Below are 13,299 nucleotides of genomic sequence, written 5' to 3'. Positions count from 1 at the left end.
GGTGCTCAGTGGGGGCGCCCCAGCGCCAGTCGTGCCACGCGGGGCCAGTCCGCCGGCTCTCCGCCCGCCCGTGGTGTGCGGCGGCGGTGGCGCGGGACGCGGACCCGGAGGGCACCGGGTGCGCTGCGGCAGAGCACGGGGGCGGGCAGTACGGCGTGTTCGCCGTCGATCCCGACCGGGAGGGTGGCCGTGTCCGACTCCACGACGACCTCGGGGGCGCCGACCCGGAGAAGTCCCGCGGCGCGCGGGCCGCGCACCATGCCGGCCGCCTGGGCGGTGTCGGTGACGCGCACGCCCACCACGCCGAGCAGACCCGAGTCCAGCCGTTCCCGGCGCCCCGGACGGGCCGCGTCGACCGCGCGCCCGTAGGGGTTGTTGCTGACGAGCAGCGCCTGGAGCCCCTCGGCCCGCGTCTGTCCGGCCCGCATCCGCAGCGTGGGCGCGTCCTCGCCGCTGAGGAGGCCGGGAAGGGTCCGCAGGGCCGTGTGGCGCTTGGCGTCGCGGTACGCGGGGTCGGCGACCACGGACGCGTACGTGCCGAACGAGGCGTTGTTGACGAAGACCCGGTCCCCGGCGTACCCGAGGTCGACGCGGAGTTCGACGCCGCCGGTCAGGGCCTCCAGGGCGGCCACCGGGTCGTCGCGGTCGAGCCCGAGATCGAGGGCGAAGTGGTTGCGGGTGCCGACGGGGATCACCGCGAAGGGCAGGTCGTGGCGTGCCGCGACCTCGGCCACCAGCGCCTGGGTGCCGTCACCGCCCGCCACGGCCAGGAGGTCGGCTCCCCCGGCGACGGCCTGCCGGGCCAGTCCGGCGACGTCCTGGTGCCGGGGCCCCTCCAGCAGGACCACCTGGGCGCCCGCCGCCCGCGCCTCGTCCACCAGGTGGAAGCGCCCCACCTTGCCGCCGCCGGAGCGCGGGTTCATCAGGACCCAGGGGTGACGGGGCGCCTCGTCCACGGCTCGTTCCGTGGTGGCGTGGGCGGGTGCCAGGGCCGTACGCGCGCAGGCCACGGCCAGTACCCACAGGGCCAGGGCCAGGCAGGCCGGCCACAGCATGCCGTACGCGGCGTACACGGCGAGGACCGCGAGCGGTGCGGCCACCGACAGGGCCAGCCCGAGGGCCCGGACCACACCGGTGTGCGCGAGGGTCCACCACACCCCGGCGGCGGCGAGCGCCAGTCCGGCGATGCCGGCCAGCGCCCAGAGCACGCTCCGCAGCCCGGCGACGACGAGCGGCACCAGCACGCTGCCCGTCAGGGCGAGCACGGCGAGGCGAGCCAGGCCGACGCCGGTCCCGACGCCGGTCCCGTGTGCTGCCGCGCGGGACTGCCTCACACGTGGTGCGGTGTGCGCTCGTGCCGCTCGGCCTCGTACTGCGCGGCGGCCTCCCCGCGTCCGCTCACGCACAGGGCCCAGATGACCCAGCCGGTGAGCGCCATCATCACGACCGACCAGATCGGGTAGTACGGCAGCGACAGGAAGTCGGTGATGAAGATGAACGAGGCGATGATCACGCCGGTGACGCGTGCCCACATCGCGTTCGCGAGCAGTCCGAAGCTGACGAGCACGGCGACGATGCCCAGCGAGAGGTGGAGCCAGCCCCAGCCGGTCAGGTCGAACTTGAAGACGTAGCTGTTCGTCGTGACGAAGATCGTGTCGTGGGCGATCCCCATGATGCCGCGGAAGATGGACAGCACGCCGCCGATCATGAGCATCACGGCTGCGAAGACCGTCCCGCCGCTGGCCCAGTTCTGCCTCGATGTGCGCGGTTGCCGGGTGTGTGTCGCTGTCATCTCGGTTCCTCGTTTCGTGTCGTCCGGCATGCTCGGCGATCAGCGACCGGAGGTAGGGGTGGAGGTGGAAGTGGGGGTGGTAGTGGAAGTGGGGGTGGAGCCGCCGGTGCCGGGGTGCTCCGCCCGGCCGTGGCCTGCCAGTACCAGCTGCTTCGCCTTGCGGAACTCCTCGTCCGTGATGTCACCGCGGGCGCGGATCTCGGACAGCTTGGTGAGTTCGTCGACGCTGCTGGGCGCGCCCTTGCCGCCCGCGGTCTCCCTGATGTAGCTCTCGAAGGCCTCCTGCTGCGCACGCGCCTGCTCCATCTCCCGGCGGCCCATGTTCTTGCCGCGGGCGATCACGTAGACGAAGACGCCCAGGAAGGGCAGTACGACGACGAACACCATCCACCCGGCCTTCGCCCAGCCGCTCAGTCCGTCGTCACGGATGATGTCGAGGACGATGCGGAAGAGCAGGACGAACCAGAGGATCCACAGGAAGAACCAGAGCATGGTCCAGAAGGCGCTCAGCAGCGGAAAGTCATACGCCAGATAGGTCTGCGCGGTCATGTCCGTCCTCCGTCCCGGTTGCTCGGGTGCTCGCCCGGCAGCCGATGTGTGCCGACTTCAGCGTGCCCGCGGCAAGGACGGGCGGCCTCACCCGATGCGGGTGATCGTGCGGGGTCCTTCCGGCGCTCCGGAAGGACCCGCCCCGGCGTGCGCGGCCGGCCCCGCCGGGGATTCACGCGGTCGCCTGGTTCTCCTGCCCGGCGGCAGGGCCCGGCCCCGGGCCTGCGGCGGCGGGGCCCGCCGCGGCCGCGAGGATCGCCAGGAGGAGCAGCACGGCCAGAACGATGCCGATGACGAGCGCCACCGCGCCGATCGTGGGCTCGTTCCAGAGCAGCAGCGCCAGGACTCCCGCCGCGATGACGACACCGGTGGTCCCCTTCCGGTGGCGCCCCAGCCAGCGGCCCACCGGCCCCGTCCGTGCTCCGGTGCGGGCCAGCGCCCGGCCGGTGGCGGTCGTGCCCCGGTCCGCCGTCCGCCGGATGGCGGAGGCGACCCGGCCGGGACCGAACATGTACGCGGACAGCGCCGTGATCACGGAGGCGACGAGGACGGTGCGCGTGGTCTCGCGCAGGAAGCGGACGAACGTGTCGTAGATCGACGCGGCCGCGTCGGGGGGCAGCTCGGAGGACGGGACCGAGCCCAGGTAGACCTGTCTGGCGACGGCCAGCGCGACGAGCAGCACCACCATCATCACGGCGAACCCCGTGGCCGTGACCACGAGCATCGCCCGGTGTCCCGGAGCGGTCCATAGGGCGAGGCCCGCGAACACGACGGTCACGACGGGCAGCCAGACGCCGACGACGTTCAGCACGCGGAACGCGTCCTGCGCCTTGCTCAGCTCCTTGGTGTGGAACAGCGTGATCGTCCGGTCGGGGGTCGGGATGTGGGCGGCCTTCTCGAAGCCCGCGTCGACGAGGCGCTGCTTCACCTGGTCCACGACCTGGCCCACGTTCAGCTGGATGGTGTTGCCCTGGGCCTGTACGGCACCCTTGTGCTCACCGGTGAGCACGTTCACCACGGCGGGTTGCGCCCGCCGGTTGGCGCCCACCCACACCTTCTTGAAGGTGTCGCTGGTGACCACGCGGGTCACGACGCGGTCGACGGCGCCCTTGACCGCGTCGTGCAGCGGGCCCGCGAGGGCATCGGCCGCCGCCACCACGCGGGGCGGTGCCCCGGCGTCCTTGAGGTTGTTGCTGAGCGCGTTCGTCACCGCCTTGACGTCGATGTTGTCCATGACGCGGCTGGTGAGCCGGTTGATCAGGACGTTCTGCACCGCCGGATCGGAGGCCAGCGGCGCGACGGTCTCCACGTACCGGTCGGTGTTGGTGACCGTCTCCTGGAGCCAGGACGTGACGACGGCCAGGGGAGCGAGCAGCAGCGACAGCAGCAGCAGGAGCGAGGCACCGGCCCGGCGCAGCCGCCGGTGGCGCAGCGACGCGGTGCGGCGCAGCCGCTCGTACTCCGCGTGCTCCGCGGGGGTCAGGGCGTGGCTGTGGGGCGTGGCTCCGCCGGAGCCCGGTTCCGGCGAGGACGGGGACGACGCGGCCGGGTTCATCGCGGGTCAGACCGTCGGTTCGGGGCCGTGGGGGGCCGTGGCGCGCTCCCCCTTGTGGAGCGCGGCCCGCCATGCGAAGGCGACGGCCGCCTCGGCGACGCCGAGCAGGATGAGCCACACACCGACCAGCCGGGTCAGGGCGAGGGCCGACTGAAGGGGCAGGGCGAGCACCACGATGCCCGCGATGATGCCGAGGATCGCCACGCCCATGACGATGCCGCGGTGCGGCAGTTCTTTGGCGGCGATGGCCGTGTAGAGGGTGAGGATGCCGGACACGAGCCAGACGACCCCGACGATCACGGACAGCGCGGCGACGGTCTGCAACGGGTTCCGCAGGCACAGCACCCCCGCCAGGACGAACAGCAGGGCCAGCAGCAGCGCCGGCAGCCGTTCGCCGGCCCCCTCCCGGGCGAACGCGGCCACGAACCGGAACACCCCGATCACCAGCAGGTACAGGCCGACGACGACCGCCAGGACGTGCAGGGTCCCCTGCGGCCAGACCAGCACCACGATGCCGGGCACCAGCGTCGCGACGGCCGAGCCCAGGATCCACGTCCAGGACCGGCCGAGTCGCGCCAGCGCGTCCTCGGGGTCGCCGAAGGGACCCGCGGCCGCCCCGCCGGGTGGGTGTTCCGGTCCGGTCGGCGGTACCGGACCACGCGACACGGTCATGGCTCCTCCTCGCGTGATCGAGCAGGTCGCTTCCGGACCGTCGGCGGGGCGGTGCGCGGGGACCTGACAGGTCCACCGTCCCGCGCGCCGGGGGCTCGCCGGGTCACCCACTGCGGGTGATCCGTCCGTACCGTCGCGGCGGTGAGGTGAGACGGGAGGCGCGTAGGACGAGTGGGTGAAGAACGATGGAAGCCGATGGAGATGAGCGATCCCCCGACCTCCCGGACGGACCCCACCCGGTCCGGGCCCGCCGCGCACCGGTGGGACCGGTGGGACCGGTGGCTCCGCGCCCGCCGGTGGGCGGGGGCCGCCTGCGTCGCCCGTACGGTGTTCATCGCCGCCGGTCTCGTCACCGCCTACTACTGCCTGCTGCCGCTGGGCGGGCGTGGCACGGCCGGAGCCCTGGCCCTGTTCGCGTGCGGCCTGCTGGCGGTCCTGCTGCTGTTCTCGTGGGAGGTGCGGGTCATCGTGCGCTCGCCCCACCCGCAGCTGAGGGCCGTCGAGGCGCTGGCCGCCACAGTGGCGCTGTTCCTGGTCGTCTTCGCAAGCGCCTACCACCTGCTGTCCAGCTCCGCCCCGGGCTCCTTCAACGAGCCGCTGACCAGGACGGACGCCCTGTACTTCACGCTGACCGTGTTCAGCACCGTCGGCCTGGGGGACATCACCCCGCGCTCCCAGACGGGGCGCGTGGTGGTGATGCTTCAGATGGCGGGCGGGCTGCTGCTCGTGGGGGTCGCCGCGCGGGTGCTGACGGGCGCGGTCCAGGCGGGACTGCGCCGCCGGGCCGGTGAGCCGTCGGCGGAGCCGGGTGCCGCGACCTCCACCACGACACCGGACCAGCCGGACCGGGAGGCCGGGCGATGACCGTACCGAGTGATTCGATGTCTGCCCCGTCGTACGCCCCGTCGTACGCCCCGTTGTCTGCCCCCTCGTCCGCCCTGTCGCCGTCGGAGCGGGCGGCGTACGGACGGCACGCGCGCACGCGTGCGTCACGTTCGGCCCACGGCTGGTTCGAACCGGACCAGCGGCGACCCGACCCCGTCGAGGTGCTGGAACGTCAGTCGGCCACGCGCATACCGGAGTTGGTGCCGGTCCGCTACGGACGCATGCTGGAGTCGCCGTTCCGCTTCTGCCGCGGCGCGGCCGCGATCATGGCGACGGACCTGGGTCCGGTCCCGAACACCGGCTTGCGGGTGCAGCTCTGCGGCGACGCGCACCTGCTGAACTTCCGGCTGCTCGCCTCGCCGGAGCGCCGTCTGGTCTTCGACATCAACGACTTCGACGAGACCCTGCCCGGACCGTTCGAATGGGACGTCAAACGCCTGGCGGCCAGCTTCGTGATCGCCGCCCGCGCGAACGGTTTCCCGCTCAAGGACCAGAACAGCGCCGTGCGGGCGTGCGTGCAGGCGTACCGCAAGCGCATGCGCGACTTCGCCGGCATGCGCACTCTGGACATCTGGTACGCCCAGGACGACGCCGCGCACGTGCGGGAACTGCTGGCCTCCTCGGCGGACGCGGCGGCCAGGCGCCGCGCCGCCAGGGCCTCGGAGCGGGCCCGCACGCGTACCCACCTCCAGGCCTTCGCGAAGCTCACCCGCGTCACGGCCGAGGGCCGGCGCATCGCCCCGGACCCGCCGCTGGTCGTTCCGCTCGCGGACCTGCTGGACCCGGCCGAGGACGGGCAGGAGAAGGAGCTGCGGACGGTCCTGGAGGGCTATGTACGGACCCTGCCGTCCGAACGCCGGTTCCTGCTGCGCCACTTCCGGCTCGTGGACATGGCCCGGAAGGTGGTCGGCGTCGGCAGTGTCGGCACGCGCTGCTGGATCATCCTCATGCTCGGCAGGGACGACGACGATCCGCTGCTCCTCCAGGCCAAGGAGGCCCAGGAGTCGGTGCTGTCCGCCCCCACGGGCGGCGAGCCCTGGGACAACGAGGGCCGCCGGGTGGTGACCGGGCAGCGGCTGATCCAGACGACCAGCGACATCTTCCTGGGCTGGACGCACATCTCGGGCCGCGACAGGCAGGGCCACGACTTCTACGTGCGCCAGCTGCGGGACTGGAAGGGCATCGCACGGCCGGAGACCATGGGGCCGGGCCTGCTCGCCCTCTTCGGCCGGCTGTGCGGGGCGTCCCTGGCACGGGCCCACGCCCGCTCCGGCGACCCCGTCGCCATCGCCTCCTACCTGGGCGGCAGCGACCGCTTCGACCGTGCGCTCACCGAGTTCGCCCAGTCCTACGCCGACCAGAACGAGCGGGACTTCGCGACGCTGGGGGCCGCGGTCGGGTCCGGCCGGATCAGGGCGGAGCGCCTCTGAGAGCCCCATCGGAAGGGCCCTGGCGAGAGTCGTCAATCCGGGAGCTGCCGCATCTCCACCACGCGCAGCCCCAGGGACTGGCAGCGCGCCAGCAGCCCGTACAGCTGCGCCTCGTCGACGACCGGGCCGAACAGGACGGTCTGCCCGGCCATCACCACGTGACCGAGCTCCGGGAAAGCCTCGGCCAGGGTTTCCGACAGTTGTCCGTCGACGCGGATCTCGTAGCGCATGAGCTGCTCCCGCGGGCGGCGTGAGACACGTGGACGGCGCCCCTTCCTGCGATCGCCCTTTCCTGCGATCGTCCGCCGTGGCGCGTCGTCGGGCCTCACCCGGTACAGGTGACCTCCCGGCTCAGCGCGCCGCTCCGGCCGGTCCGGCTGCTCCGGGCGGTCCGGGCGGGACATCGGTGTCCGGCTGCCGCGGCGGGCGACCGGTCCGGCCGCTCGGCAGCCGCGGTGTGACCAGGAAACTGGCGAGGGCGACGCCACCGGTGGCGAGGATCGCCGCCCTGAGGCCGTCGAGCTGCGCCGAGGCGTACGACTCCGTGACGGCGTCGACCTCGTGCGGCGGCAGCCCGGCCCGCTCGGCCGCCGAGCGCACCTGATCGGTGGTGACGAAGGAGATACCGGATTCGAGCGCGACACCGACGGTGCGGCGGGTCTCCTCGGACAGCCGCGGGTGGCCTTCCACCTGTGTGGTGAAGGCATGGGCCAGCGCACCGACGAGGAGCGACCCGATGAGCGCGGTGCCCAGCGCCGAGCCCAGGTTCTGTGCCGTGAACTGGAGCCCGCCGACCTCGCTGCGTTCCTTCTCGGCGGCGCTGGACTGGACGACGTTGCCGAGCTGGGAGGCCAGCAGGCCGACGCCCACGCCCAGCACGGCCATGGCGCCCGCGAACTGCGCGTCGTCGATGACCGGGTCGATGGCGGCCAGCAGCCACGCGATGGCCGCCGTGAGGATCAGCAGGGCCAGCCGGATCACCCGGCGCGGCCCCATCACGCGCCCCAGTGCGGACCCGCCCATCGAGGTCACGAGCATGGTGACGGACACGGGGAGCAGGCGCAGCCCCGTCTGGAAGGCGTCGAAGCCCTGCACCACCTGCAGATACAGCGGGATGGCGAAGAACAGTCCCAGCAGGATGAGGTTCTGGCTCAGCAGCGTCAGCAGACCGGAGCGCAGCGGGGGCCGGCCCAGCAGGGACAGGGTGACGAGGGGGTCGGCGCCCCGGCGTTCGCGGCGCCGCTCCCAGTGGCCGAAGCCGGCCAGGACGGCCACCCCGGCGCCGACGACGAACAGGGTCGGGGCGAACCCGAAGACGGTGAAGGGAGCGTTGCGCGGCTGTACCCATCCCCAGGTGCTGCTCTGGAGCACCCCGAGAACCCCGAGCCCGAGTCCGGCCGCCGAGAGTGCGGCACCGACGCCGTCGAGCCGTGGGCGCGGGCCGGTCAGGGGGGTCTGCGGGATCACCCGGCGGCAGAGCAGGACGGCCGCGACGACCACGACCTCACCGGCGAACACCAGCCGCCAGGTGAGGTAGGTCGTCACCCAGCCGCCCAGCAGCGGGCCGACCGCGATCCCCGCGCCGGCGAGCCCCCCGATGACGCCGTAGGCGACGGCCCGGTCCCGCCCGCGGTACGACTCGGCGACGAGCGCGGCCATGGCCGGCAGCACCAGGGCGGCGCCGAGCCCCTCGATGACGGACCAGCCCAGCGCGAGGACCCACACGGTGGGGGCCGCCGCGGTCAGGGCCGAGCCGGTGCCGTAGACGATCAGCCCGAGGAGGAACACGCGGCGGCGTCCCAGGATGTCCCCGAACTTGCCGCCGATCAGCATGAACGCGGCCATGACCAGCGCGTACAGCGTGATGACGGCCTGGATGGCGGTGACCTCGGTGTCGAAGTCGTGGACCAGCTGCGTGATGGACACGTTCATGACGGAGGTGTCCAGGACCATCAGGAACTGAGCCGTGCCCAGGACGATCAGAGCCCACCAGTGCTTCACGGTGTCCACCTCGCCGAGTCGGCCCGGCCGCCGTCACCCCCCATCGCAGCCGAGGCCCCTGTCCGGCGCCTCACCCGCCGCGGGGGAAGGACGCGGCGGAAAGAACGGCTGCGGGGCGGCTGCGGGGCGGCCGGGCCGCCGGGGTACGCCCGTCACGGCGCTCACCGTCCCGCGCTCACAGCAGACCGAGGTCCCGGGCGCGGCGTACCGCGTCGCCCCGGCGGTTCACCGCGAGTTTTCGGTAGACGCTCTTGAGGTGGGTCTTCACCGTGTTCACCGACACATAGAGGTCGGCGGCGATCTCCTCCGTCGACATCAGGCGCGCCAGCCGCTCCAGCACGTCGCGTTCCCGTCCGCTCAGCTCCGCCGCGACGAGCGGCGAGGGCCGCGCCTCGGGCCGGGGCGGGGCGTCGCGTGGCGCGGGACCGGAGGTGAGCCAGCCCGCGGCCAGGTCGTGGAGCGGTGCCGTGGCCAGGAGCGGCCGGATCCACGGCAGCGCGTCGAGGAACGGGCGGCGCAGCCGCTCGCGCCGCGCGTCGAGGAGCGCGTGCCCGACGAGCCTTCGCGCGGTGGCGGTGTCCCCCGCCTGCTGGGCGGCCCGAGCCCGCACCAGCGCCGCCCGCACGGTCACCGCCGGACCGGTACGGCCCCCGGCGTGGACGCCGTCCAGCAGGTCCATCGCCGCCCCGGGACGGCCCGCGGCGAGCTGTATCCGCGCCGCCTCCACGGCACACGCCGGCTGGTCCACGGACACGTCCCGGAGCGCCTCGGCCGCCTTCTCGGGCCGTCCTTCGGCCAGATGGGCGGCGGAGGCGACCAGCGCCTCGTGACTCGCGGCCCAGGGTGAGGTCATCGCGGCGGAGACGGCCGGGTCCGCCGCCTCGACCGCGGCGCCCGCGTGGCCCCGGAGCAGCTGAAGCCGGGCCGCGACGATGGCCCGTCCCGCCGCGGTCACCGGGTCCTGCGTCGCGCGGCGCAGCCGGTCCGTCTCGTCCAGGAGGGCCTGGGCCCGGCCCAGTTCGTCGCGGTCGACGGCCACAGCCGCCAGGACCAGCCGTACGACGCCGGAGCCGCACGGCGGGGGCAGGCTGAACCGCTCCGCCTCGGACACCGCCGCCAGGGCCTTGCGCTCCGCCCGGCCGGGCCAGCCGTTCAGGTAGTCGATCAGCGCCAGGTGCCCCATCGCCTCCTCCCGGGGGAGCACGGTGGACGCGTCACCGGGAGTGCCGGCCACCGTGGTCAGGGCGGCGCGGGCGTCCTCGAAGCGCCCGGCCCACAGACGGGTGGAGCCCAGATGGGTCAGCAGGAGCGCGGTGAGTTCGGGATGCCTGGCGAGGAGATGCGCGGGCACCTCCTCCCGCAGTTCGCCCGCGGCCCTGGCGGCCCTCTCGGCCCGTACGGGAGAACCGGTCAGTCGCGCGGCCAGCGCCTCCAGCAGCGCACAGCTCAGCAGGGCGGCCGCCACCTCGGACGCGTCGGGCACGTCGGCGTTCAGGCCCTCCTCGGCGTGGTGCAGATGGGCGAGGCCGTGGTCGAGGTCGCACCTGGCCAGGTCGCGGGCGGCCCGCACGAGGTGCGCCGCGGGGCTCGCGGCCTCGGGCCCCATCCGGGAGAACAACTGGTCCAGGTCCTCGGAGCGCAGACCGGTGAAGAGCTGTCCGATCGCCAGGTCGTCGACGAGGGCGCCGGCGGTGAAACCCCAGTCGCCCGCGGCGGCACCGTGCGCGAGGGACTCCGGCAGGAACCCGGAGGAACGCAGCCACCGCGCCGCCCGCCGGTGGAGCTCCGGCTCCAGGCCCGGCAGGCGTACGCGCAGATGGGCCCGGAGTATCTCCCCGAACAGCGGATGGAGCCGGTACCACGAGTGCCCGAGATCCTCGACGAACGCGTTCGCGCGGTGCAGTCCGACGAGCAGGCGCTCGGCGTCGGTGCGCCCCGTCAGCGCGTTCGCCAGATCGGGGCAGAAGCGCTCCAGGACGCTGACGCGCAGCAGGAGGTCCTGGGTCTCCTCCGGCTGCCGCAGGAGCACCTCGGCCAGCAGGAAGTCCGCGACCGCGCTGCGGTCCGCCTCGAACTCCTTCAGATAGATCTCCGGGTCGGCGCTCTCCCGCGCGGCCAGGGCGCACAGCCGCAGGCCGGCGGCCCAGCCCCGTGTGCGGTCCACCAGGGCGCGACCAGCGGGGACCGGAAGGGCCAGACCGTGCAGTTCCAGCAGGGCGACGGCCTCTTCGGGGGTGAAGGCCAGCTCCGCCGCGCGGATCTCCGTCAGCCGGCCGGCCGCCCGGTAGCGGTGCAAGGGCAGCAGGGGTTCGGTGCGGGTGACGAGGACCAGGCGCATGCCCTGCCCGGCGTGGTGCAGGACGAACTCCAGTTGTTCCGCGATCTCGGGTGCGGTCACGCGGTCGTACTCGTCGAGGACGACGACCACCGGCTCGTCCCGGCCGCTCAGTTCGGCCGCGAGCGCCGCCAGCAGCCTGCCGTCCACCCGGCTGGGGTCCGCCGGGAACCCGACCGTGCCGGACGCCGGTACGCCGCGGGAGCGCAGGGCCTGTAGGACGTACGCCCAGAACACCCCGGGACGGCGGTCCCCCGGCTCGACGGTGAGCCAGGCGACCGGCTCCTCCCGGCCGGCCGCCCAGTCGGCGACCAGCAGGGTCTTTCCGGCACCGGCCGCTCCGTTGACCAGCGTCAGGGGCGTCCGGAGAGCCTGGTCGAGATGCCGGACGAGCCGCTGCCGCCGCAGGAACGTGGCGGGCCTCGCCGGCAGGACGAACCGGGTACGCAGAAACGGATCACCCAGCGGATCGGCGTACGGTACAGCCGGAAGGCCCGGTACAGCCGGAAGACCCGGTACAGCCGGAACGGTCGGTCCCGGAACCCACTTGTCGGACTCGGCCACGGCGCTCACCACCACTGTCCACCGCTGTCCACTCAAGGTCGGACCATGGGCGCGCTCTCCCCCCTCAGCATCCCAGCCTTCCGGCACATCCGCGCGGCACAGCGCCCCGCACCGCCGCTCACCAGCCTGTTCGGCGCTCCCGGGTCCTGAGGACGGCGTACACGACGAGTGCGAGCACGCCCGTCACGCCCGTCATCCGTGCCCACAGGCCCCCGGTGCCGTAGGGCATCTGCTGCACCCAGCCGACCGGGACGAACGCGAGCACCGACCCGGCGATCAACAGGGCCGCGAGGGCGGGCCCGAAGCGGGCGCGGGCCACCGCCAGCGCGGCCGGCACGGCGAGGACCAGCGGGGTGAAGAAGAAGAGCAGGCGCAGCGGATCGGGCCGCGCGTCGGCCGTGGAGAACGGCCCGGAGACGGCCTGGAAGACGGTCACCGACCCCGCCAGCAGCGGCACCCCCAGGGCCAGGGCGACCAGCGCCATGGTGCGGCGGGCGCCGCCGGAGGCGGGCGGCAGGTCGGGCGGGGCGGCGAGTACGAGGAGGGCGGCCAGGGCGAGCCCGGCGAGCGTCGCCTGGTTCTGTGCGAGCCCTTCGGCGCCGTCCGTCCAGCGGACCAGCGGCAGGGACGCCGCCGCGCCGAGGAGCGCGGCCCCGGCGGCGATCCGGGCGGCGGTCCAGCGGCCCGCGAGCGCGCAGCCGAGGACGGCGAGCCAGGGGACGTAGGCGAGCGGGGTGTAGGCGCGCTCTCCGTCCCAGGGCAGCGAGGGGAGTTGCTGGACGACCAGCAGGGTCAGGCAGAGGGAGGCGGCGACGGGCACGGCGAGGGGCAGCAGCCCCGCCAGGAAGCGGCCGCCGGGGCGGGCCGAGTCCATGCCGGTGCGCAGACGCAGGGCGTGACCGAGGACGGCGGCCTGTTCGAGGACACCGGCCAGCCGGCCCCGGTCGGCCGTGACCTGGGAGAGGAGGTCGCTGACCTCATCGGCGTACTCGCGCCGGTAGGCCGTCGGGTAGGCGCGGGTCGTCCAGTGCGGCGCGGGGGTGCTCATGCGGTGGCTCCGTCCGGTCGGATCGGTCCCACTCCCAGGCGTCGTGCCGCCTCGTCGGCGGTGGCGCGCAGCCGCTCGGCCTCGGCGGCGAGGAGGGTGGAACCCGCGTCGGTGAGGGCGTAGGTGCGACGCATCCGGCTGTCGACGATCTCCTCGCGCTCGATCCGGACGAGCCCCTGCTTGAGCAGGCGGTCCAGTGCGCCGTACAGCGTGCCCGCGCGCAGGCGCACCCGGCCCCGGGAGATCGTGTCGACCTCCTTGATCAGGGCGTAGCCATGGCGTGGGGCGTCCGCGAGCGCGGTCAGAAGCAGGAGCGTCGGCTCCCGCAGTGGTTGCTCGGTCATGGACCGACTATATATCGGCTGCCGATATATAGTCGGTCCGAAGTCGCCGAAGTCGCCGAAGTCGCCGAAGTCGCCGAAGTCGCCGAAGTCGCCGAAGTCGCAGGAGTTGCTGTTCCTGTTACGC

General features: G+C 73.7%; 12 protein-coding genes. 2 read left to right on the top strand and 10 right to left on the bottom strand.

The features are described from left to right. Positions 1–5: 5 nt before the first annotated feature. From IE262_RS31350 to IE262_RS31330, 5 genes are all read right to left on the bottom strand, one after another. On the bottom strand, positions 6–1,334 hold the full coding sequence (locus IE262_RS31350; RefSeq protein WP_229877634.1) for a diacylglycerol/lipid kinase family protein: 1,329 nt from the start codon (positions 1,332–1,334) through the stop codon (positions 6–8). Then, the gene (locus tag IE262_RS31345) at positions 1,331–1,792 is read right to left on the bottom strand and encodes a DUF7144 family membrane protein (RefSeq protein WP_134038578.1); all 462 of its coding nucleotides are present in this window, start codon (positions 1,790–1,792) and stop codon (positions 1,331–1,333) included. Before IE262_RS31345 ends, IE262_RS31350 begins: the two co-directional genes overlap by 4 nt. Positions 1,793–1,831: 39 nt before the next feature. Further along, positions 1,832–2,341, bottom strand: coding sequence for an SHOCT domain-containing protein (locus IE262_RS31340; RefSeq protein ID WP_189878454.1), 510 nt, complete (start codon positions 2,339–2,341; stop codon positions 1,832–1,834). 172 nt (positions 2,342–2,513) lie between these two features. After that, the gene (locus IE262_RS31335) at positions 2,514–3,896 is read right to left on the bottom strand and encodes a hypothetical protein (RefSeq protein WP_189878452.1); all 1,383 of its coding nucleotides are present in this window, start codon (positions 3,894–3,896) and stop codon (positions 2,514–2,516) included. A gap of 6 nt (positions 3,897–3,902) precedes the next feature. Continuing rightward, entirely contained in the window at positions 3,903–4,568 is a 666-nt protein-coding gene (locus IE262_RS31330; protein ID WP_189878450.1) for an HdeD family acid-resistance protein, read from the bottom strand. A 201-nt stretch (positions 4,569–4,769) separates the two neighbouring features. Between IE262_RS31330 and IE262_RS31325 the strand changes: the two genes are divergently transcribed. Together IE262_RS31325 and IE262_RS31320 are read left to right on the top strand one after the other, a co-directional pair. Then, a complete protein-coding gene (locus IE262_RS31325) occupies positions 4,770–5,432 on the top strand; it encodes a potassium channel family protein (RefSeq protein ID WP_189878447.1) in 663 nt (220 codons plus the stop codon). Between the two features lie 17 nt (positions 5,433–5,449). After that, complete coding sequence (locus IE262_RS31320) at positions 5,450–6,883, top strand: DUF2252 domain-containing protein (protein ID WP_189878445.1); 1,434 nt, start codon at positions 5,450–5,452, stop codon at positions 6,881–6,883. A gap of 32 nt (positions 6,884–6,915) precedes the next feature. Here IE262_RS31320 and IE262_RS31315 read toward each other — a convergent pair whose 3' ends face one another. The 5 genes from IE262_RS31315 to IE262_RS31295 form a co-directional block, all read right to left on the bottom strand. Beyond that, complete coding sequence (locus tag IE262_RS31315; protein WP_134038589.1) at positions 6,916–7,113, bottom strand: DUF8691 family protein; 198 nt, start codon at positions 7,111–7,113, stop codon at positions 6,916–6,918. Positions 7,114–7,234: 121 nt separating this feature from the next. Beyond that, positions 7,235–8,884, bottom strand: a complete 1,650-nt coding sequence (locus IE262_RS31310) for an MFS transporter (protein ID WP_189878444.1) — start codon at positions 8,882–8,884, stop codon at positions 7,235–7,237. 175 nt (positions 8,885–9,059) lie between these two features. After that, positions 9,060–11,684, bottom strand: a complete 2,625-nt coding sequence (locus tag IE262_RS31305; RefSeq protein WP_229877664.1) for a winged helix-turn-helix domain-containing protein — start codon at positions 11,682–11,684, stop codon at positions 9,060–9,062. 217 nt (positions 11,685–11,901) lie between these two features. Beyond that, positions 11,902–12,831 carry a hypothetical protein gene (locus IE262_RS31300; RefSeq protein ID WP_189878442.1) on the bottom strand — a complete coding sequence of 310 codons (930 nt, stop codon included), beginning with the start codon at positions 12,829–12,831 and terminating at the stop codon, positions 11,902–11,904. Next, positions 12,828–13,175, bottom strand: a complete 348-nt coding sequence (locus IE262_RS31295) for a PadR family transcriptional regulator (RefSeq protein ID WP_134038595.1) — start codon at positions 13,173–13,175, stop codon at positions 12,828–12,830. The genes IE262_RS31300 and IE262_RS31295 overlap by 4 nt, the downstream gene beginning before the upstream one ends. Positions 13,176–13,299: the final 124 nt, after the last annotated feature.

It is taken from the genome of Streptomyces bluensis (genome assembly GCF_014650715.1).
In the GTDB taxonomy this organism is placed as follows: Bacteria; Actinomycetota; Actinomycetes; order Streptomycetales; family Streptomycetaceae; genus Streptomyces; species Streptomyces bluensis.
The sequence above is the reverse complement of the archived record's forward strand: the minus strand, read 5'-3'. Positions and strand labels throughout refer to the sequence as shown.